The sequence below is a fragment of the Aeribacillus composti genome (assembly GCF_031760945.1).
Lineage (GTDB): Bacteria > Bacillota > Bacilli > Bacillales > Aeribacillaceae > Aeribacillus > Aeribacillus composti.
Map to the genome: position 1 here is coordinate 141,426 of NZ_CP134501.1, position 20,147 is coordinate 161,572.

Annotated in this window: 35 protein-coding genes and 1 pseudogene; all 36 read left to right on the forward strand. The window is 41.4% G+C overall.

Going from position 1 to position 20,147, the window contains the following annotated elements:
• Window positions 1-103 precede the first annotated feature (103 nt).
• Window positions 104-352: a 50S ribosomal protein L7ae-like protein gene (locus tag RI196_RS00730; RefSeq protein ID WP_063387152.1), complete on the forward strand. Its 249-nt coding sequence runs from the start codon at window positions 104-106 to the stop codon at window positions 350-352.
• A 101-nt stretch (window positions 353-453) separates the two neighbouring features.
• Window positions 454-867 carry a 30S ribosomal protein S12 gene (gene rpsL, locus RI196_RS00735; protein ID WP_063387153.1) on the forward strand — a complete coding sequence of 138 codons (414 nt, stop codon included), beginning with the start codon at window positions 454-456 and terminating at the stop codon, window positions 865-867.
• Between the two features lie 42 nt (window positions 868-909).
• Window positions 910-1,380 carry a 30S ribosomal protein S7 gene (gene rpsG, locus RI196_RS00740; RefSeq protein WP_063387154.1) on the forward strand — a complete coding sequence of 157 codons (471 nt, stop codon included), beginning with the start codon at window positions 910-912 and terminating at the stop codon, window positions 1,378-1,380.
• 47 nt (window positions 1,381-1,427) lie between these two features.
• A complete protein-coding gene (fusA, locus tag RI196_RS00745; protein ID WP_063387155.1) occupies window positions 1,428-3,506 on the forward strand; it encodes an elongation factor G in 2,079 nt (692 codons plus the stop codon).
• Window positions 3,507-3,637: 131 nt separating this feature from the next.
• Window positions 3,638-4,825 carry an elongation factor Tu gene (gene tuf, locus RI196_RS00750; RefSeq protein ID WP_063387156.1) on the forward strand — a complete coding sequence of 396 codons (1,188 nt, stop codon included), beginning with the start codon at window positions 3,638-3,640 and terminating at the stop codon, window positions 4,823-4,825.
• A 272-nt stretch (window positions 4,826-5,097) separates the two neighbouring features.
• Window positions 5,098-5,406 (forward strand): 30S ribosomal protein S10, encoded by a 309-nt coding sequence (gene rpsJ, locus RI196_RS00755; protein WP_063387157.1) that lies wholly within the window; start codon window positions 5,098-5,100, stop codon window positions 5,404-5,406.
• A 39-nt stretch (window positions 5,407-5,445) separates the two neighbouring features.
• Window positions 5,446-6,075 (forward strand): 50S ribosomal protein L3, encoded by a 630-nt coding sequence (rplC, locus tag RI196_RS00760; protein WP_063387158.1) that lies wholly within the window; start codon window positions 5,446-5,448, stop codon window positions 6,073-6,075.
• Between the two features lie 28 nt (window positions 6,076-6,103).
• Complete coding sequence (rplD, locus tag RI196_RS00765) at window positions 6,104-6,727, forward strand: 50S ribosomal protein L4 (RefSeq protein ID WP_063387159.1); 624 nt, start codon at window positions 6,104-6,106, stop codon at window positions 6,725-6,727.
• Entirely contained in the window at window positions 6,727-7,014 is a 288-nt protein-coding gene (gene rplW, locus RI196_RS00770; protein WP_063387160.1) for a 50S ribosomal protein L23, read from the forward strand. The genes rplD and rplW overlap by 1 nt, the downstream gene beginning before the upstream one ends.
• Window positions 7,015-7,041: 27 nt before the next feature.
• Window positions 7,042-7,872 (forward strand): 50S ribosomal protein L2, encoded by an 831-nt coding sequence (rplB, locus tag RI196_RS00775; RefSeq protein ID WP_063387161.1) that lies wholly within the window; start codon window positions 7,042-7,044, stop codon window positions 7,870-7,872.
• A 57-nt stretch (window positions 7,873-7,929) separates the two neighbouring features.
• Window positions 7,930-8,208 (forward strand): 30S ribosomal protein S19, encoded by a 279-nt coding sequence (gene rpsS / locus RI196_RS00780; RefSeq protein WP_063387162.1) that lies wholly within the window; start codon window positions 7,930-7,932, stop codon window positions 8,206-8,208.
• Window positions 8,209-8,228: 20 nt separating this feature from the next.
• On the forward strand, window positions 8,229-8,570 hold the full coding sequence (rplV, locus tag RI196_RS00785) for a 50S ribosomal protein L22 (RefSeq protein WP_063387163.1): 342 nt from the start codon (window positions 8,229-8,231) through the stop codon (window positions 8,568-8,570).
• A 3-nt stretch (window positions 8,571-8,573) separates the two neighbouring features.
• Entirely contained in the window at window positions 8,574-9,230 is a 657-nt protein-coding gene (gene rpsC, locus RI196_RS00790) for a 30S ribosomal protein S3 (protein WP_063387164.1), read from the forward strand.
• A 2-nt stretch (window positions 9,231-9,232) separates the two neighbouring features.
• Window positions 9,233-9,667 (forward strand): 50S ribosomal protein L16, encoded by a 435-nt coding sequence (gene rplP, locus RI196_RS00795; protein ID WP_063387165.1) that lies wholly within the window; start codon window positions 9,233-9,235, stop codon window positions 9,665-9,667.
• Window positions 9,657-9,857: a 50S ribosomal protein L29 gene (gene rpmC / locus RI196_RS00800; protein WP_063387166.1), complete on the forward strand. Its 201-nt coding sequence runs from the start codon at window positions 9,657-9,659 to the stop codon at window positions 9,855-9,857. Before rplP ends, rpmC begins: the two co-directional genes overlap by 11 nt.
• Window positions 9,858-9,878: 21 nt before the next feature.
• Complete coding sequence (gene rpsQ / locus RI196_RS00805) at window positions 9,879-10,142, forward strand: 30S ribosomal protein S17 (protein ID WP_063387167.1); 264 nt, start codon at window positions 9,879-9,881, stop codon at window positions 10,140-10,142.
• A 41-nt stretch (window positions 10,143-10,183) separates the two neighbouring features.
• Window positions 10,184-10,552 (forward strand): 50S ribosomal protein L14, encoded by a 369-nt coding sequence (gene rplN, locus RI196_RS00810; RefSeq protein WP_063387168.1) that lies wholly within the window; start codon window positions 10,184-10,186, stop codon window positions 10,550-10,552.
• A gap of 35 nt (window positions 10,553-10,587) precedes the next feature.
• Window positions 10,588-10,899, forward strand: a complete 312-nt coding sequence (gene rplX, locus RI196_RS00815) for a 50S ribosomal protein L24 (RefSeq protein WP_063387169.1) — start codon at window positions 10,588-10,590, stop codon at window positions 10,897-10,899.
• A gap of 20 nt (window positions 10,900-10,919) precedes the next feature.
• Window positions 10,920-11,465 (forward strand): 50S ribosomal protein L5, encoded by a 546-nt coding sequence (gene rplE / locus RI196_RS00820; RefSeq protein ID WP_063387170.1) that lies wholly within the window; start codon window positions 10,920-10,922, stop codon window positions 11,463-11,465.
• Between the two features lie 20 nt (window positions 11,466-11,485).
• Window positions 11,486-11,671 (forward strand): type Z 30S ribosomal protein S14, encoded by a 186-nt coding sequence (locus tag RI196_RS00825; protein WP_063387171.1) that lies wholly within the window; start codon window positions 11,486-11,488, stop codon window positions 11,669-11,671.
• A gap of 30 nt (window positions 11,672-11,701) precedes the next feature.
• The gene (gene rpsH / locus RI196_RS00830; RefSeq protein ID WP_063387172.1) at window positions 11,702-12,100 is read left to right on the forward strand and encodes a 30S ribosomal protein S8; all 399 of its coding nucleotides are present in this window, start codon (window positions 11,702-11,704) and stop codon (window positions 12,098-12,100) included.
• A 29-nt stretch (window positions 12,101-12,129) separates the two neighbouring features.
• Complete coding sequence (gene rplF, locus RI196_RS00835; protein ID WP_063387173.1) at window positions 12,130-12,666, forward strand: 50S ribosomal protein L6; 537 nt, start codon at window positions 12,130-12,132, stop codon at window positions 12,664-12,666.
• 31 nt (window positions 12,667-12,697) lie between these two features.
• Complete coding sequence (gene rplR / locus RI196_RS00840; RefSeq protein ID WP_063387174.1) at window positions 12,698-13,060, forward strand: 50S ribosomal protein L18; 363 nt, start codon at window positions 12,698-12,700, stop codon at window positions 13,058-13,060.
• A gap of 21 nt (window positions 13,061-13,081) precedes the next feature.
• Window positions 13,082-13,582 (forward strand): 30S ribosomal protein S5, encoded by a 501-nt coding sequence (gene rpsE / locus RI196_RS00845; protein WP_063387175.1) that lies wholly within the window; start codon window positions 13,082-13,084, stop codon window positions 13,580-13,582.
• Window positions 13,583-13,595: 13 nt separating this feature from the next.
• Window positions 13,596-13,778: a 50S ribosomal protein L30 gene (rpmD, locus tag RI196_RS00850; RefSeq protein WP_311066741.1), complete on the forward strand. Its 183-nt coding sequence runs from the start codon at window positions 13,596-13,598 to the stop codon at window positions 13,776-13,778.
• Window positions 13,779-13,801: 23 nt separating this feature from the next.
• A complete protein-coding gene (gene rplO, locus RI196_RS00855) occupies window positions 13,802-14,242 on the forward strand; it encodes a 50S ribosomal protein L15 (RefSeq protein WP_063387177.1) in 441 nt (146 codons plus the stop codon).
• On the forward strand, window positions 14,242-15,534 hold the full coding sequence (gene secY / locus RI196_RS00860; protein WP_063387178.1) for a preprotein translocase subunit SecY: 1,293 nt from the start codon (window positions 14,242-14,244) through the stop codon (window positions 15,532-15,534). Before rplO ends, secY begins: the two co-directional genes overlap by 1 nt.
• A gap of 58 nt (window positions 15,535-15,592) precedes the next feature.
• Window positions 15,593-16,246 (forward strand): adenylate kinase, encoded by a 654-nt coding sequence (locus RI196_RS00865; protein WP_063387179.1) that lies wholly within the window; start codon window positions 15,593-15,595, stop codon window positions 16,244-16,246.
• Complete coding sequence (gene map, locus RI196_RS00870) at window positions 16,243-16,989, forward strand: type I methionyl aminopeptidase (RefSeq protein WP_117017136.1); 747 nt, start codon at window positions 16,243-16,245, stop codon at window positions 16,987-16,989. The genes RI196_RS00865 and map overlap by 4 nt, the downstream gene beginning before the upstream one ends.
• A 9-nt stretch (window positions 16,990-16,998) precedes the next feature.
• A pseudogene (locus RI196_RS00875) lies at window positions 16,999-17,339 on the forward strand (KOW motif-containing protein).
• Entirely contained in the window at window positions 17,317-17,535 is a 219-nt protein-coding gene (gene infA / locus RI196_RS00880) for a translation initiation factor IF-1 (RefSeq protein ID WP_003178377.1), read from the forward strand. The pseudogene RI196_RS00875 and the gene infA overlap by 23 nt, the downstream one beginning before the upstream one ends.
• Before the next feature lie 35 nt (window positions 17,536-17,570).
• Window positions 17,571-17,684, forward strand: a complete 114-nt coding sequence (gene rpmJ, locus RI196_RS00885; protein ID WP_003156543.1) for a 50S ribosomal protein L36 — start codon at window positions 17,571-17,573, stop codon at window positions 17,682-17,684.
• Window positions 17,685-17,707: 23 nt separating this feature from the next.
• A complete protein-coding gene (gene rpsM, locus RI196_RS00890; RefSeq protein WP_063387182.1) occupies window positions 17,708-18,073 on the forward strand; it encodes a 30S ribosomal protein S13 in 366 nt (121 codons plus the stop codon).
• Window positions 18,074-18,093: 20 nt separating this feature from the next.
• Window positions 18,094-18,483: a 30S ribosomal protein S11 gene (gene rpsK / locus RI196_RS00895; RefSeq protein WP_063387183.1), complete on the forward strand. Its 390-nt coding sequence runs from the start codon at window positions 18,094-18,096 to the stop codon at window positions 18,481-18,483.
• 184 nt (window positions 18,484-18,667) lie between these two features.
• Window positions 18,668-19,612 (forward strand): DNA-directed RNA polymerase subunit alpha, encoded by a 945-nt coding sequence (locus tag RI196_RS00900; RefSeq protein WP_063387184.1) that lies wholly within the window; start codon window positions 18,668-18,670, stop codon window positions 19,610-19,612.
• A gap of 53 nt (window positions 19,613-19,665) precedes the next feature.
• Entirely contained in the window at window positions 19,666-20,061 is a 396-nt protein-coding gene (gene rplQ / locus RI196_RS00905; RefSeq protein WP_063387185.1) for a 50S ribosomal protein L17, read from the forward strand.
• The last annotated feature ends 86 nt before the right edge of the window (window positions 20,062-20,147 follow it).

Sequence of the window (20,147 nt, forward strand, 5' to 3'; positions counted from 1 at the left end):
GAAAAGATGGATGCCGTAAAATGCACAGTTGACATCCATCTTTTCCAATGTTAATATTATCAAGGTGTGTAAATATCACCTGTCACTTTGGAGGATATGAAATATGTCTTATGAAAAAGTAGCACAGGCTGAAAAGATTATTATTGGTACAAAGCAAACAGTGAAAGCTCTGAAAAATGACACTGTAAAGGAAGTTATCATTGCAGTGGATGCTGACCCGAAAGTGACAAACAAAGTGGTTCAGCTGGCTGAAGAGAAAGAAGTTCCTTTAATTAAGGTCGATTCTATGAAGAAGCTCGGAAAAGCTTGCGGAATAGAAGTTGGAGCGGCAGCTGTTGCAATTATAAAATAAACATTGTTTTTGTAGATTTCTGCAAAAACAATTGTTTTTACCAAATTATGAACCGCCTGGATGTGTGGGTTTGAAAAAACGTTTGAAGGGAGGAAATGTATATGCCTACAATTAACCAATTAGTGCGAAAAGGCCGCACGCGCAAAGTAGTAAAATCAAAATCTCCTGCGTTAAACAAAGGATACAACAGCTTCAAAAAAGAACAAACAAATTTATCTTCGCCGCAAAAACGAGGAGTATGTACACGTGTTGGAACAATGACACCTAAAAAACCAAACTCAGCTCTTCGTAAATATGCACGTGTCCGCTTGTCAAACGGAATTGAAGTAACAGCTTATATTCCGGGGATCGGACATAACCTGCAAGAGCACAGCGTTGTGCTAATCCGCGGCGGACGTGTAAAAGACTTGCCTGGTGTCCGCTATCATATCGTACGCGGAGCTCTTGACACAGCTGGAGTTGAAAACCGTAAGCAAGGCCGTTCCAAATATGGAACGAAACGTCCTAAAAACTAAAAGATAATATAATAAATACAGAATGAAGGGAGGAATTTAGTGATGCCACGTAAAGGACCTGTACCAAAACGTGACGTACTACCAGATCCAATTTACAATTCAAAATTAGTAACTCGTCTGATTAATAAAATCATGATTGACGGTAAAAAAAGCAAAGCGCAAAAAATTCTTTACAATGCATTTGATATCGTGAGAGAACGAACTGGCAAAGATCCAATGGAAGTGTTTGAACAAGCATTGAAAAATATTATGCCAGTATTAGAAGTTCGTGCACGCCGTGTAGGGGGCGCAAACTACCAAGTACCTGTAGAGGTTCGTCCTGAACGCCGCACAACTTTGGGTCTTCGCTGGTTAGTAAACTATGCCCGCCTTCGTGGTGAAAGAACGATGGAAGAACGTCTTGCGGCTGAAATCATTGACGCAGCAAACAACACAGGTGCGGCAGTGAAAAAGCGTGAAGATACACATAAAATGGCTGAAGCGAATAGAGCATTTGCACATTATCGCTGGTAATAAACATAATATTTATCAATACCCATGAAGGAAGGAGAAATTACCCGATGCCAAGAGAGTTCTCCTTAGAAAAAACTCGCAATATCGGTATTATGGCGCACATTGATGCTGGTAAGACGACAACAACTGAGAGAATTTTGTTCTATACAGGCCGCATTCACAAAATCGGGGAGACTCACGAAGGAGCTTCCCAAATGGACTGGATGGAGCAAGAACAAGAACGCGGTATTACCATTACATCTGCCGCTACAACAGCTCAATGGAAGGGACATCGGATCAATATTATTGATACGCCAGGGCACGTAGACTTCACGGTTGAAGTTGAACGTTCTTTGAGAGTCCTAGACGGAGCAGTTGCAGTTCTTGATGCTCAGTCTGGTGTTGAGCCGCAAACGGAAACAGTTTGGCGCCAAGCAACAACATACGGAGTGCCGCGCATTGTATTTGTTAACAAAATGGATAAAATCGGCGCAGACTTTTTATACTCTGTCAAAACACTTCACGATCGCTTAGAGGCTAACGCACACCCTATTCAGCTCCCGATTGGAGCAGAAGATCAATTTGAAGGTATCATTGACCTTGTGGAAATGAAAGCATATTACTATCTGGATGATCTAGGTACGCGTTCGGAAGCTCGTGAAATTCCAGACGAGTATAAAGAACAAGCAGAAGAGCTGCACACTCGATTGATTGAAGCAGTTGCAGAGCTTGATGAAGAATTGATGATGAAGTACCTTGAAGGAGAGGAAATTTCCGTTGACGAGCTTAAAGCAGCTATCCGTAAAGGTACTTGTAACGTTGAGTTTTATCCTGTTTTATGCGGCTCAGCTTTTAAAAACAAAGGCGTGCAGCTAATGCTGGATGCGGTAATTGATTACTTGCCATCGCCAATCGATGTGCCACCGATAAAAGGCGTCATCCCTGATACAGAGGAAGAAACAGTTCGCAAATCAAGCGACGATGAACCATTTGCTGCATTGGCGTTTAAAGTAATGACAGACCCATATGTAGGAAAATTAACTTTCTTCCGCGTATATTCAGGAACATTAAGTTCCGGTTCATACGTATCCAATTCCACAAAAGGTAAACGTGAACGGATTGGACGTATTCTACAAATGCACGCGAATCACCGCGAAGAAATTCCAATGGTATATGCAGGTGATATTGCTGCTGCAGTTGGTTTAAAAGATACAACAACTGGAGATACTCTATGTGATGAAAACCATCCGGTTATTTTAGAATCGATGGAGTTTCCAGAGCCTGTTATCAGAGTTGCGATTGAACCTAAATCAAAAGCAGACCAAGACAAAATGTCAACAGCATTGCAAAAACTATCTGAAGAAGACCCAACATTCAAATCGCATACGGATCCGGAAACTGGCCAAACAATTATTGCCGGTATGGGCGAACTTCACCTTGACATTATCGTTGACCGTATGAAACGTGAATTTAAAGTTGAGTGTAATGTCGGTGCGCCACAAGTTGCGTATCGCGAAACATTCCGCTCATCCGCACAAGTTGAAGGTAAATTCGTACGTCAATCAGGCGGACGCGGACAATACGGTCACGTTTGGATCGAATTCAGTCCAAATGAAGAAGGAAAAGGATTTGAATTCGAAAACGCAATTGTCGGTGGTGTCGTTCCACGCGAGTACATCCCAGCGGTTCAGGCTGGTTTGGAAGATGCTATGCAAAACGGTGTGCTTGCAGGCTATCCGTTAATTGACATTAAAGCTAAACTTTTTGATGGGTCTTACCACGATGTTGACTCAAGTGAGATGGCGTTTAAAATTGCCGCTTCACTTGCCCTTAAAAATGCTGCTCAAAAATGTAACCCGGTACTCCTTGAGCCAATTATGAAAGTTGAAGTAATTGTACCTGAAGAGTACATGGGAGACATCATGGGTGATATCACTTCACGCCGTGGACGTGTGGAAGGAATGGAAGCACGTGGAAATGCACAAGTTGTAAAAGCAATGGTTCCACTTGCTGAAATGTTTGGTTATGCAACCGCACTTCGTTCCAATACACAAGGACGCGGTACATTTACGATGCACTTCGATCATTACGAAGAGGTGCCTAAAAACATTGCAGAAGAAATTATCAAAAAAAATAAAGGCGAATAATTGATTTTCAACCATTGTTCAAGTATAAATACTTATGTAGCCCTTGGATGCGGATGCACTTGCGCCGCCTCCAAGTATTCTATATATTTATTTAAAATGAAACATATTTTTTTAAGGAGGAAAAATTACTTATGGCTAAAGCGAAATATGAACGCTCTAAACCACATGTTAACATTGGTACAATCGGCCACGTTGACCATGGTAAAACTACTTTGACTGCAGCTATTACTACTGTTCTTGCAAAACAAGGTAAAGCTGAAGCTCGTGCATATGATCAAATTGACGGTGCTCCAGAAGAGCGTGAACGCGGAATCACGATTTCAACTGCACACGTAGAATACGAAACTGACAACCGCCACTATGCACACGTTGACTGCCCTGGACACGCAGACTATGTTAAAAACATGATCACTGGTGCTGCTCAAATGGACGGCGCTATCCTAGTTGTTTCTGCTGCTGACGGTCCTATGCCGCAAACTCGTGAGCACATTCTTTTATCTCGCCAAGTAGGTGTGCCTTACATCGTTGTATTCTTAAACAAATGCGACATGGTAGACGACGAAGAATTATTAGAACTAGTTGAAATGGAAGTTCGTGACCTTCTTTCTGAATATGACTTCCCTGGCGACGATGTACCTGTTATCAAAGGTTCTGCGCTTAAAGCACTTGAAGGAGATGCTGAATGGGAAGAAAAAATCATTGAATTAATGAACGCAGTTGACGAATACATCCCAACTCCAGAACGCGATACAGAAAAACCTTTCATGATGCCTGTTGAAGACGTATTCTCTATCACTGGTCGCGGTACAGTTGCAACTGGTCGTGTAGAACGCGGCGTTGTAAAAGTTGGTGACGAAGTAGAAATCGTTGGTTTAGCTGAAGAATCTAAGAAAACAACTGTTACTGGTGTTGAAATGTTCCGTAAGCTTCTTGATCAAGCTGAAGCTGGAGACAACATCGGTGCTTTACTTCGCGGTATCGCACGTGACGAAGTAGAACGCGGTCAAGTTTTAGCAAAACCTGGTTCTATCACACCGCACAAAAAATTCAAAGCACAAGTTTACGTTCTTTCTAAAGAAGAAGGTGGACGTCATACTCCATTCTTCTCTAACTACCGTCCACAATTCTATTTCCGTACTACAGACGTAACTGGAATTATCACTCTTCCAGAAGGCGTAGAAATGGTAATGCCTGGAGATAACGTTGAAATGACTGTTGAACTCATTTCTCCAGTTGCGATTGAAGACGGTACGAAATTCTCTATCCGCGAAGGCGGTCGTACTGTAGGTGCAGGATCTGTTTCAGCTATCCTTGACTAATTGAAAAAAGCGAGTCGAATAGGCTCGCTTTTTTTATTATAAATATGAAGTCTGCAACGCTTTAACTTTTAAAGAAACAACACTAAATTTTATAGGAAATCCTGAATTTTTCTTGCATTAGACACCTGTTTTTTATATAATGTATAACGTTGGTCTTTGACTGCGATGAAGCGGGAGGTTGCTGATACACCCGGCCGCTTTGCCATGGCGGGCGTACAGGAAATTCTCGTGGAGAATTGTCTATGGAAAGTAGGCGAAAAGGAGGGAAAATAATGGCAAAACAAAAAATTCGAATTCGATTAAAAGCGTATGATCACAGAATCCTTGATCAATCTGCCGAAAAAATTGTAGAAACTGCAAAACGTTCGGGAGCAAATGTTTCTGGTCCAATTCCGCTACCGACTGAAAAAACAGTTTATACAATTCTTCGAGCAGTGCACAAATATAAAGATTCTCGTGAACAATTTGAAATGCGTACACATAAACGTTTAATCGATATTGTCAACCCTACACCGCAAACGGTTGATGCGTTAATGCGTTTAGATTTGCCTTCTGGTGTAGACATTGAAATTAAACTGTAACGATAGATTAAAACATTTGAAATTTAGGAGGTGTGACTCATGACCAAAGGAATCTTAGGAAGAAAAATTGGAATGACGCAAGTATTTGCAGAAAACGGTGAATTAATTCCTGTTACTGTAGTTGAAGCATCCCCAAACGTCGTTCTTCAAAAGAAGACTGTTGAAACAGACGGCTACGATGCTATTCAACTAGGTTTTGAAGACAAGCGTGAAAAGCTTGCAAACAAGCCGGAAAAAGGTCACGCTGCAAAAGCAAATACTGCTCCTAAGCGCTTCATTCGTGAAGTTAGAGGTGCTAATGTAGACGAGTATGAAATTGGTCAAGAGGTTAAAGTAGACATTTTTTCTGCTGGGGAACTTGTTGATGTGACAGGTATTTCTAAAGGGAAAGGATTTCAAGGTGCGATTAAACGTCACGGACAATCACGTGGCCCAATGTCTCACGGTTCACGGTACCACCGTCGTCCTGGTTCAATGGGAGCCATTGCACCAAACCGTGTTTTTAAATCAAAAGAACTTCCTGGAAGAATGGGCGGTGAACGCGTAACCGTTCAAAATCTTGAAGTTGTAAAAGTAGATGCTGAACGCAATCTTCTTTTAATCAAAGGGAATGTTCCGGGACCGAAAAAATCATTAGTTATTATTAAATCTGCAGTAAAAGCGAAGTAATTTCAACAGGAAAGGAGGAAACGGAAAAATGCCGAAAGTTACGTTATATAACCAAAACGGATCAGCAGTTGGCGAAATCGAATTAAATGATTCTGTTTTTGGTATTGAGCCGAATAAACACGTATTATTTGAAGCTGTCATTATGCAAAGAGCTTCTCAAAGACAAGGCACTCATAAAGTAAAAAACCGTTCTGAAGTTAGTGGCGGTGGCCGTAAGCCATGGCGTCAAAAAGGTACAGGACGCGCACGTCAGGGATCCATCCGTTCACCTCAATGGCGCGGAGGTGGGACAGTATTTGGACCAACACCTCGCACATATGCATACAAATTACCGAAAAAAGTCCGCCGCTTAGCAATCAAATCAGCTTTATCTTCTAAAGTTCAAGAGAACAATATTGTTGTATTAGAAGATTTAGTGTTGGAAGCTCCAAAAACGAAAGAAATGGCTGGAATTCTCAAAGGGCTTTCCGTTGACAGAAAAGCGCTGATTGTAACAGGAGACGAAAACGAAAATGTAATCCTGTCTGCACGCAATATTCCAGGTGTAACAGTTGTTACGGCTAATGGAATCAACGTGTTGGATGTGTTGAGCCATGATAAACTTGTTATTACAAAAGCAGCGGTGGAAAAAGTAGAGGAGGTGCTTGGATAATGAAGGATCCTCGAGATATTATTAAGCGCCCCATCATCACTGAACGTTCAATGGATCTAGTAGCTGACAAAAAATATACATTTGAAGTAGATGTGAAAGCAAACAAAACAGAAGTGAAGGACGCTATTGAAAAAATTTTCGATGTCAAAGTTGAAAAAGTCAACATTATGAATTACAAAGGAAAACTTAAACGTGTTGGCCGGTTCAGCGGTTTGACAAATCGCCGTAAAAAAGCAATCGTGAAATTAACGGCAGACAGCAAAGAAATCGAATTGTTCGAAGCATAATTTTGAAAGTGAAGGAGGGAAACTGAGATGGCGATTAAAAAATATAAACCAACCTCTAACGGTCGCCGCGGCATGACAGTATCTGATTTTGCTGAAATCACTACTGACAAGCCGGAAAAGTCGTTGCTTGCTCCGCTTCATAAAAAAGCAGGACGCAACAACCAAGGTAAGCTAACTGTTCGTCATCAAGGCGGAGGCCATAAACGTCAATATCGTATTATTGATTTTAAGCGCGATAAAGATGGAATACCAGGACGCGTTGCTACTATTGAGTACGATCCAAACCGCTCCGCAAACATTGCATTAATTAACTATGTTGACGGAGAAAAACGCTATATTCTGGCTCCTAAAAACTTAAAAGTAGGAATGGAAGTAATGTCAGGACCTACAGCTGATATTAAAGTTGGAAACGCACTTCCTCTTCAAAATATCCCAGTAGGTACTGTCATTCATAACATCGAATTAAAACCAGGAAAAGGCGGACAATTGGTTCGTTCTGCAGGTACTTCAGCTCAAGTGCTTGGTAAAGAAGGAAAATATGTATTAGTTCGTTTAGCTTCTGGTGAGGTCCGCATGATTTTGGCAACTTGCCGTGCCACTGTCGGCCAAGTAGGGAATGAGCAGCATGAATTAATTAATATTGGTAAAGCAGGACGTTCCCGCTGGTTAGGCAAACGTCCAACAGTTCGCGGATCTGTTATGAACCCTAGCGATCACCCGCACGGTGGGGGAGAAGGAAAAGCACCTATTGGTCGTAAATCTCCTATGACGCCTTGGGGTAAACCGACTCTTGGGTTTAAAACTCGCAAAAAGAAAAACAAATCCGATAAATTTATCGTTCGCCGTCGTAAAAAATAACGGGGTTGTTCTACGGTTCATCAGAACCGTAGCGCAATCACGAAGGGAGGTAACATTATGGGTCGTAGCTTAAAAAAAGGACCATTCTGCGATGATCATTTAATGAAAAAAATCGAAAAATTAAATGAAACTGGAAGCAAACAAGTCATCAAAACTTGGTCTCGCCGTTCAACTATTTTCCCATCTTTCATCGGTCATACCATTGCGGTCTATGATGGAAGAAAACATGTTCCGGTATACATTACTGAAGACATGGTAGGACATAAGCTTGGAGAGTTTGCTCCAACTCGTACTTACAGAGGCCATGCCGGCGATGACAAGAAGACAAAACGCTAATATGAGAGGAGGATTTTAGGATGCAGGCTAAAGCTGTTGCGAGAACAGTACGAATTGCTCCTCGTAAAGCTCGTTTAGTTATTGACTTGATCCGAGGAAAGCAAGTTGGTGAGGCAATTGCCATTCTTCGCCATACACCTAAAGCTGCTTCACCAATTATTGAAAAAGTGTTAAAATCGGCTGTTGCAAATGCAGAGCATAACTATGACATGGACGGAAACAATTTATATATTGAAAAGGCTTATGTTGATGAAGGACCAACTTTGAAACGCTTTAGACCACGTGCACAAGGTAGAGCGAGCCAAATCAACAAACGCACAAGCCATATTACGATCATTGTTTCGGAAAAAAAGGAGGGATAATTAGTGGGTCAAAAGGTAAATCCAGTCGGTCTTCGAATTGGCATCATTCGTGATTGGGAATCGAAATGGTATGCAGAAAAAGATTATGCAGACCTGTTACATGAAGACCTCAAAATTCGTGAATACATTAATAAACGTTTAAGCGATGCATCCGTTTCCCGCATTGAAATTGAACGTGCGGCAAACCGTTTAAATATCACTATCCACACAGCTAAGCCAGGAATGGTTATCGGTAAAGGTGGTACAGAGGTCGAAGCTTTAAGAAAGGCTTTGAACCAACTAACTGGCAAACGTGTGCACATTAATATTTTAGAAATTAAAAAAGCTGATTTAGATGCAAAACTTGTTGCGGAAAATATTGCACGTCAGCTAGAAAACCGCGCTTCGTTCCGTCGTGTTCAAAAACAAGCGATCCAACGTGCAATGCGCGCAGGTGCATTAGGTATTAAAACAATGGTATCCGGCCGTCTTGGTGGTGCAGATATCGCACGTTCTGAACATTACAGTGAAGGAACGGTACCGCTTCATACTCTTCGTGCAGACATCGATTACGGAACTGCAGAAGCGGATACAACGTACGGAAAATTGGGCGTAAAAGTTTGGATTTATCGTGGAGAAGTTCTTCCAGCTAAAAAGAACAATGAGGAAGGAGGCAAATAATTATGTTAATGCCTAAACGCGTAAAATATCGTAGAGAACATCGCGGGAAAATGCGCGGACGTGCAAAAGGCGGCACTGAAGTTCATTTCGGTGAATATGGCATTCAAGCTCTTGAGCCTGCTTGGATCACCAACAGACAAATTGAAGCAGCACGTATCGCGATGACGCGTTATATGAGACGTGGCGGAAAAGTTTGGATTAAAATTTTCCCGTCTAAACCATACACGGCTAAACCTTTAGAAGTACGGATGGGTTCCGGTAAAGGGGCACCTGAAGGCTGGGTTGCCGTAGTGAAGCCGGGCAAAGTATTGTTCGAGGTTGCGGGTGTTTCTGAAGAAGTTGCACGTGAAGCACTGCGTCTTGCATCTCATAAATTACCGATCAAAACAAAATTTGTAAAACGTGAAGAAATTGGTGGTGAATCAAATGAAAGCTAAAGAAATTCGTGATCTAACCACTGCCGAAATTGAACAAAAAGTGAAATCTTTAAAAGAAGAATTGTTTAACTTGCGCTTCCAGCTTGCGACTGGTCAGCTTGAAAATACTGCCCGCATCCGTGAAGTACGCAAAACGATTGCTAGAATGAAAACTATTATTCGCGAAAGAGAAATTGCTGCAAACAAATAATCGTGAGAGGAGGTTTGCCAAATGAGTGAACGCAACAAGCGCAAAGTTTATACTGGACGCGTCGTGTCGGATAAAATGGATAAGACCATCACTGTTCTTGTTGAAACTTATAAAAAACACCCGCTTTATGGAAAACGCGTGAAATATTCTAAAAAGTTCAAAGCTCATGATGAGCAAAACAAAGCGAAAGTCGGCGATATCGTTCGCATTATGGAAACTCGCCCGCTATCTGCAACAAAACGTTTCCGTTTAGTTGAAATTGTAGAAGAAGCAGTTATTATTTAATTTGGTTCGGATGAAAAAAATTCCGAAGGGAGGTCACGAACATGATTCAACAAGAATCTCGTTTAAAAGTTGCTGATAACTCTGGTGCACGTGAATTGTTAACAATTAAAGTTCTTGGCGGATCTGGTCGTAAAACAGCAAATATCGGTGATATTATTGTCGGTACGGTTAAACAAGCAACACCAGGAGGCGTTGTTAAAAAAGGTGATGTAGTAAAAGCTGTTGTTGTGCGTACAAAACGTGGTGTGCGCCGTCCTGACGGTTCGTACATTCGTTTTGACGAAAACGCATGCGTCATCATCCGCGAAGACAAAAGCCCGAGAGGTACTCGTATTTTTGGACCGGTTGCGCGTGAACTTCGCGATAAAAACTTTATGAAAATCGTTTCTCTTGCTCCAGAAGTACTTTAATTATGAGTTTGGCTTACCAAGGAGGTGTGTAATCGATGCATGTTAAGAAGGGTGACAAAGTAATGGTGATCGCCGGAAAAGATAAAGGAAAACAAGGCGTGATCCTTGCAGCATATCCGAAAAAGAACCGCGTGCTTGTGGAAGGCGTGAACATCGTGAAAAAACATGCGAAGCCTTCTCAAGATAATCCACAAGGCGGAATTATCAGTAAAGAAGCGCCTATTCATGTATCAAATGTAATGCCATTAGATCCAAAAACAGGTGAACCGACTCGTGTCGGTTATAAAATTGTGGACGGCAAAAAGGTGCGTGTAGCAAAAAAATCAGGTGAAATTTTAGATAAATAATTTGGAAGGGAGGTCTATTTATGAACCGCCTTAAAGAAAAATACGTAAAAGAAATCATACCTGCACTAATGAACAAGTTTAACTATAAATCTGTTATGCAAGTTCCTAAAATCGAAAAAATTGTCATCAATATGGGCGTCGGTGATGCAGTCCAAAATGCGAAAGCGCTGGACAGTGCTGTTGAAGAATTAACTCTCATTTCTGGTCAAAAACCTGTAGTGACTCGTGCGAAAAAATCCATTGCCGGCTTCCGGCTTCGTGAAGGAATGCCGATCGGTTGCAAAGTTACGCTTCGTGGAGAGCGTATGTACGATTTCTTTGACAAATTGATTTCCGTTTCTTTACCACGTGTGCGCGACTTCCGTGGTGTATCTAAAAAATCATTTGATGGCCGCGGCAATTATACGCTTGGTATTAGAGAACAACTTATTTTCCCAGAAATTGATTACGATAAAGTAAATAAAGTAAGAGGTATGGATATCGTAATCGTTACAACAGCAAAAACCGATGAAGAGGCTCGCGAGCTATTAACTCTGTTCGGCATGCCGTTCCAAAATAATCGCTAATTTAGATTGGAGGCGAAAATGTGGCTAAAAAGTCAATGATTGCGAAACAAAAACGCAAGCAAAAATTTAAAGTGCGTGAATACACACGCTGTGAACGCTGCGGCCGTCCGCATGCAGTCATCCGCAAATTTAAGCTTTGCCGTATTTGTTTCCGTGAACTTGCTTACAAAGGTCAGATCCCTGGCGTGAAAAAAGCTAGTTGGTAGTATCGATAAATGGGAAGGAGGTTATTTATAATGGTGATGACAGATCCTATTGCAGATATGCTTACTCGCATTCGCAATGCGAACATGGTTCGTCATGAAAAACTGGAAGTTCCTGCTTCCAAAATTAAACGGGAAATTGCTGAAATTTTGAAGCGTGAAGGGTTTATTCGCGATTATGAATATATTGAAGATAATAAACAAGGTATTTTGCGCATTTTCTTAAAGTACGGGCCTAACAACGAACGTGTTATAACTGGCCTTAAACGAATCAGCAAACCAGGCTTGCGCGTTTATGCAAAAGCTAATGAAGTGCCACGTGTGTTGAATGGATTAGGAATAGCAATCGTTTCGACTTCTCAAGGCGTTTTAACTGATAAAGAAGCACGCGCGAAGCAAACAGGCGGAGAAGTGCTCGCATACGTTTGGTAATTTTTTAACACGAAATGGAGGTGTCATTCATGTCACGTGTAGGGAAAAAACCGCTTGAAATTCCTTCAGGTGTCACTGTTACGATTAATGGAAATACAGTAACAGTAAAAGGACCAAAAGGAGAATTAACCCGTACATTTCATCCAGATATGGATATAAAAGTTGAAGATCAAGTATTAACTGTTACTCGTCCATCTGACAATAAAGAGCACCGTGCTCTTCACGGGACGACTCGCAGCCTTCTTGCCAATATGGTTGAAGGTGTTTCCAAAGGCTTTGAAAAAAGTTTAGAACTGATCGGGGTCGGATACCGTGCATCAAAATCAGGAAAAAAACTAGTATTGAATGTCGGATACTCTCATCCAGTCGAATATGAACCTGAACAAGGCATTGAAATCGACGTTCCTTCTCAAACAAAAATCGTCGTTAAAGGTACAGATAAAGAGCGTGTTGGCGCAGTCGCTGCAAATATTCGTGCGGTTCGTCCGCCTGAACCATATAAAGGAAAAGGCATCCGCTATGAAGGAGAATATGTGCGCCGCAAAGAAGGTAAGACTGCTAAGTAATGCCGCATAAAGAAAGAAAGGAGTGACGTAGATGATTACAAAACCTAGTAAAAATGCGGTTCGCAAAACTAGACATGCACGCGTGCGTTCAAAGGTTTCCGGTACAGCCGCTCGCCCGCGTTTAAACGTATACCGCTCCAACAAGCACATTTATGCTCAAGTGATTGATGATACAAATCACCAAACGCTTGTGAGTGCTTCTACTTTGGATAAAGAGCTTAACTTGGAATCAACTGGGAATGTAGAGGCAGCTCAAAAGGTCGGCGAACTTGTTGCAAAACGTGCGCTTGAAAAAGGTATTAAATCTGTTGTGTTTGACCGTGGTGGATATTTATATCATGGACGTGTGAAGGCTTTAGCTGATGCAGCTCGCGAAGTTGGCCTTGAATTTTAATCGACAAAGGAGGGAAAAGTGATGCGTCGTATTGATCCAAGCAAACTTGAACTTGAAGAACGTGTTGTTACCGTAAACCGTGTTGCAAAAGTAGTAAAAGGTGGCCGTCGTTTCCGTTTTGCTGCTCTTGTTGTTGTCGGAGACAAAAACGGTCATGTAGGTTTCGGAACTGGTAAAGCGCAAGAAGTTCCTGATGCTATCCGCAAAGCAATTGAAGATGCAAAGAAAAACTTAATTGAAGTACCAATTGTAGGTACGTCCATTCCACACGAAGTAATCGGTAAATTCGGTGCAGGAAAGATTCTCTTGAAACCTGCTGTTGAAGGTACGGGGGTTATCGCTGGAGGACCTGTCCGTGCAGTACTTGAATTAGCAGGTGTTCACGATATCTTATCTAAATCTTTAGGCTCCAATACACCGATTAATATGGTTCGGGCAACAGTTGACGGGTTAAAGCAGCTGAAGCGTGTAGAAGATGTTGCTAAACTTCGTGGAAAAACGGTTGAAGAACTGTTAGGATAAGGAGGGAAAGACAATGGCAAAAAAATTGGCGATTACCCTCAAAAAGAGTGTAATTGGTCGTCCTGAAGACCAAAGAATAACCGTTAAAACATTAGGCTTGCGGAAATTGCATCAAACAGTTGTTCATAATGACAATTCGGCAATTCGCGGAATGATCAATAAAGTGTCACATCTCGTGAAAGTGGAAGAACAATAATCAAATAAGGAGGTGCCAAGGTTATGAAGCTTCATGAATTAAAACCGGCAGAAGGTTCTCGTAAAGAGCGGAATCGTGTTGGTCGCGGTATTGGTTCAGGTAATGGAAAAACTGCTGGACGTGGTCAAAAAGGACAAAATGCCCGATCTGGCGGTGGAGTTCGCCCTGGATTTGAAGGCGGTCAAACTCCTCTATTCCGTCGTTTGCCAAAACGTGGGTTTACAAACATTAACCGCAAAGAATATCAAGTTGTGAACTTGGACAAATTGAATCGTTTTGAAGACGGTACGGAAATTACTCCAGAGCTTCTTTTGGAAACAGGTGTTGTAAGCAAACTGAAAGCAGGTATTAAAGTGCTTGGAGACGGTAAATTAGAGAAAAAATTAACGGTTAAAGCACACAAATTTTCTGCTTCAGCAAAAGAGGCAATTGAAGCCGCCGGCGGTTCTGCTGAGGTGATTTAATGTTCAAGGCAATCTCCAATTTTATGCGCGTGGGTGACATTCGCAATCGAATCTTGTTCACCCTTCTTATGCTGGTAATTTTCCGGATCGGCACTTTTATCCCTGTCCCGGGTGTGAACGCAGACGTACTAAAAGCACAAGACCAATTGAACGTATTTGGCGTTTTGAACATTTTTGGAGGCGGGGCATTGCAAAACTTCTCCATTTTAGCAATGGGGATTATGCCTTACATTACTGCTTCAATCATTGTTCAGCTTCTGCAAATGGACGTTGTACCGAAATTTACAGAGTGGTCGAAGCAGGGTGAAGTAGGCCGCAGAAAGCTTGCCCAATTCACGCGTTATTTAACAATTATTTTAGGATTTATTCAAGCGCTGGCAATGTCATATGGCTTTAATAATATGGCCGGCGGTCTGTTAATCATAAACCCTGGCATTGGAAACTATTTGTTGATCGCACTTGTTTTAACTGCGGGAACAGCCTTTTTAATGTGGCTTGGTGAGCAAATTACCGCAAAAGGCGTTGGGAACGGTATTTCTATTATTATCTTTGCTGGGATTGCTGCCGGCATTCCAACGGCAGTAAACCAAATTTATGCTCAACAATTTGCGGATGTTGGCGATCAGCTATTTTTAAGAATTGTAACTGTCGTTTTGCTTGTTCTTGCCGTTTTATTAGTTGTTGTAGCTGTTATTTTCGTTCAACAAGCATTCCGAAAAATTCCGATTCAGTATGCAAAGCGGCTTGCAGGTAGAAGTCCGGTTGGGGGACATTCAACGCATCTCCCATTGAAGGTTAACTCTGCTGGAGTCATTCCAGTCATTTTTGCAGTATCGTTTATTGTTACCCCCACTACGATTGCATCGTTCTTTGGACCAAATGATGTAACAAGATGGATTCAAAAAACATTTGATTACACGCAACCTATCGGGATGATCATCTACGTTGCATTAATTATCGCTTTCGCTTATTTCTATACATTTGTTCAAGTGAACCCGGAGCAAATGGCTGAAAATTTGCAGAAGCAAGGCGGCTATATACCGGGTATAAGACCAGGAAAAAGTACACAAGAGTACGTAACGAAAATTTTATACCGTTTAACATTTGTCGGTTCTATTTTTCTAGCAGTTGTCTCAATACTTCCTGTCTTTTTTATAAAATTTGCTGACTTGCCTTCTTCAGCACAAATAGGTGGAACAAGTCTCTTGATCGTTGTCGGTGTCGCTTTGGAAACTATGAAGCAGCTTGAGAGCCAGCTTGTCAAACGTCATTACAAAGGTTTTATGAAATAAGAGGTTGTGGGGCGATGAATGTCCCATTCCCTCGAAAAGCGTTTGAGGGGGAGAGTCCATGAATTTAGTATTAATGGGGCTGCCTGGGGCAGGAAAAGGAACACAGGCTGAAAAAATTGTTGAAAAATACAACATCCCGCATATCTCAACAGGAGATATGTTCAGAGCAGCTATAAAAGATGGAACCGAGTTAGGGTTACAAGCGAAGTCTTATATGGATAAAGGCGAATTAGTGCCGGATGAAGTTACGATTGGTATTGTTCGGGAAAGATTAGGCAAGAATGATACTGATAAAGGCTTTTTATTGGATGGTTTTCCGCGCACCGTTGCTCAAGCGGAGGCTTTGGAGCAAATTTTAAAAGAGCTTAATAAAGAAATTGATTATGTTATCAACATTCATGTTGACCAAGAAATTTTAATGGAACGGCTAACAGGACGAAGAATTTGCAAAAATTGCGGTGCAACGTACCATCTTGTATTCAATCCGCCAAAAGAAGAAGGAATTTGTGATAAGTGCGGAGGAAATTTATATCAACGAGCTGATGATAACGCTGAAACCGTTGGAAACCGTTTGGAAGTGAATTTGAAGCAGACGAAACCGCTGCTTGATTTCTATAAATCTAAAGGCTATTTGAAAAATATTGACGGTCAGCAAGAGATTAACAAAGTATTTGAAGATATTTGCAACTTGCTTGGAGGCTTGGGTGAATGATTATTTGCAAAACAAAGCGCGAAATTGAAATTATGCGCGAGGCTGGACGGATTGTTGCTTTAACTCACCAAGAACTCCAGAAATATATTCAGCCTGGTATTACAACAAAAGAACTGGACAGTATTGCTGAAAAGTTTATACGTGAACATGATGCAATCCCCTCATTTAAAGGGTATAATGGTTTTCGCGGCAGTATTTGCACTTCCGTGAATGAAGAGCTTGTTCACGGAATACCTGGAGACCGTGTATTGCGTGATGGAGATATTATTAGTATTGACATTGGTGCGAAATACAACGGCTATCACGGGGACTCTGCATGGACTTATCCTGTCGGTACAATTTCCGAAGAAACACAGAAATTGCTTGATGTTACAAAAGAATCTTTATATAAAGGATTAGAAGAAGCAAAACCAGGGGGAAGACTTTCGAACATTTCTCATGCCATTCAAGTTTACGTCGAATCTCACGGTTTTTCCATTGTTCGTGAATACGTAGGTCATGGCGTAGGGCAAGACTTGCATGAGGATCCTCAAATTCCGCATTATGGTCCACCGAACAAAGGGCCAAGGCTGAAGCCCGGTATGGTTTTAGCGATTGAGCCTATGGTCAATGCGGGAAGCCGTTATGTCAGAACGTTAGCTGATAATTGGACTGTCGTGACTGTAGATGGCAAAATGTGTGCTCATTTTGAACATACAATTGCCATTACTGATACAGGTTATGAAATTTTAACAACACCCTAAGTGAAGGTGATGTGCGTGAGTGATCCTGAGTCGAGTCCGCAAATAGGTCAGTTTGTCTTGATTACGAAAGGGAGAGAAGCTGGCAAATATGCGATTGTCGTGAAAATTCTCGATGATCGATTCGTATTGATTGCCGATGGAGAAAAGCGAAAGTTTCATTCTCCAAAGAAAAAAAACATCCATCATCTTGAATTTTTTGATTGCGTATCTCCGGAAGTTCAGAACAGTATATTGGAAACTGGCCGTGTGACAAATGGCAAACTTCGATATGCAATAAGCCGATTTGTCAATGAACAAGTTACTGATTTGAGGAAGGGAGACAATTGAATGGCGAAAGACGATGTCATTGAAGTAGAGGGTACCGTTGTTGAGACGTTGCCTAACGCGATGTTTAAAGTAGAGTTGGAAAATGGTCATACCGTGCTGGCTCATGTTTCTGGAAAAATTAGAATGCATTTTATTCGTATTTTGCCGGGTGATAAAGTAACGGTTGAATTATCACCATATGATTTAACCCGCGGAAGAATTACGTATCGATATAAATAATTTGCACTCCGGATTATTAAGGAGGTTGGATAAACATGAAAGTAAGACCATCAGTGAAACCTATATGCGAAAAATGTAAAGTCATTCGCAGAAAAGGAAAAGTTATGGTTATTTGCGAAAATCCAAAACATAAACAAAAACAAGGTTAATTTTTGAAGGAGGTGCTCATATTATGGCGCGTATTGCTGGTGTAGATATTCCACGCGATAAACGCATTGTCATTTCTTTAACTTATATTTACGGAATCGGTCGTTCAACAGCTCAAAAAATATTAGCTGAAGCTGGAGTTTCCGAAGATACTCGTGTTCGTGATTTAACAGAAGAAGAATTAGGAAGAATCCGTGACATTGTCGACACTTATAAAGTGGAAGGAGATCTTCGACGGGAAGTTTCTCTAAACATTAAGCGTCTCATTGAAATTGGCTGCTACCGTGGTATCCGACATCGCCGTGGTTTGCCTGTTCGAGGCCAAAATACGAAAAATAACGCACGTACTCGTAAAGGACCGCGCCGTACGGTTGCTAACAAGAAAAAATAAGTAAAGGAGGTTAACTGTAAATGGCTCGTAAAACAAATACTCGCAAACGCCGCGTAAAAAAGAATATTGAGACAGGCATCGCACATATTCGATCAACCTTTAACAACACGATTGTCACTATTACTGATGTGCACGGCAATGCAATTGCTTGGTCAAGTGCCGGTGCATTAGGATTTAAAGGTTCTCGTAAGTCAACTCCGTTTGCTGCACAGATGGCAGCTGAAGCAGCTGCTAAAGCTTCTATGGAGCACGGAATGAAATCATTAGAGGTTTCTGTAAAAGGACCTGGCGCAGGCCGCGAAGCTGCGATTCGTGCTCTTCAAGCAGCAGGTCTTGAAGTGACATCTATTAAAGACGTCACACCTGTTCCACATAATGGATGCCGTCCGCCAAAACGTCGTCGTGTGTAATTTATCTGTATATATTTTGTAACCCTGTCAATAATGGGTTATGATACAGTTATAGATTCTAGCATTTATTAAGATGTTGTTTGTGCACATTCGGGACTTTATGATTGGGGAATTTCGGTTAGACGCGTTTTCTCTTCTTTGTCTAGCCGGGGTTTCGACGTTTTGAAGGAGGGTTTTATTTAGAATGATTGAAATTGAAAAACCAAAAATCGAAACGGTTGAAATCAGTGATGACGCGAAATATGGGAAATTCGTTGTCGAGCCACTTGAGCGTGGATATGGTACAACTTTGGGTAACTCCTTACGTCGTATCCTATTATCCTCACTCCCTGGTGCCGCTGTAACATCTGTTCAAATTGACGGCGTCCTCCATGAATTTTCTACAATTGATGGTGTCGTCGAAGATGTTACAACGATTATTTTAAATTTAAAAAAGCTTGCTCTGAAAATTTATTCAGAAGAAGAGAAGACGCTAGAAATTGACGTACAAGGTGAAGGGCCCATTACGGCAGCAGATATAACTCACGATAGCGATGTTGAAATATTAAATCCTGATCTTCATATTGCAACTCTTGCGAAAGATGCTCATTTGCGGCTGAGAATGACGGCGAAGCGCGGGAGAGGATACAGCCCGGCTGAAGAAAATAAACGGGAAGATCAACCAATAGGTGTCATCCCAATCGATTCGATTTACACACCCGTTTCTAGAGTTTCTTATCAAGTGGAAAATACACGGGTTGGTCAAGTGACAGATTATGATAAGCTGACAATTGATGTTTGGACAGATGGAAGCATCGGTCCAAAGGAAGCTATCGCACTTGGCTCTAAAATTTTGATGGAGCACTTAAACATTTTCGTTAGCTTAACAGATGAAGCGCAAAATGTTGAAATCATGGTTGAAAAAGAAGAGGACCAAAAAGAAAAAGTGCTTGAAATGACGATTGAGGAACTTGACCTCTCTGTTCGTTCTTATAACTGTTTGAAACGTGCAGGTATTAACACAGTTCAAGAACTTGCGAACAAAACAGAAGAGGACATGATGAAAGTGCGTAATTTAGGACGCAAATCGCTAGAAGAAGTAAAACAAAAATTAGAAGACCTTGGTTTGAGTTTACGAAAAGACGATTAACTGATTTTTCAAAGTCTATATAGATCAACTTCCAACAAAGGAGGGAACATCACATGTCTTATAGAAAATTAGGACGTACTAGTGCGCAGCGTAAAGCAATGCTCCGTGACTTAGCAACGGACTTAATTATTAACGAACGAATTGAAACGACTGAAGCCCGTGCAAAGGAGCTTCGTGCTGTTGTAGAGAAGCTGGTTACTTTAGGTAAACGTGGTGATTTGCATGCTCGTCGCCAAGCAGCACAGTTTATTCGCAATGAGGTTGCGAAAACTGTGACAGTTTCGGGCCAAGACGGAAAGGAAAAAGAAAAACCTTTCTATGCATTGCAAAAATTATTTGATGAAGTGGCACCACGTTACCAAGATCGTCAAGGCGGCTACACACGAATTTTGAAAATGGGTCCTCGCCGTGGTGACGGAGCACCAATGGTTATCATTGAATTCGTGTAATTTAGATATAAATGAACTTCAAGGGCGGGACAGTTGTAATGACTGCATCTATGCCCTTTTTTATTTATCTTCAAGTACTTTACAAA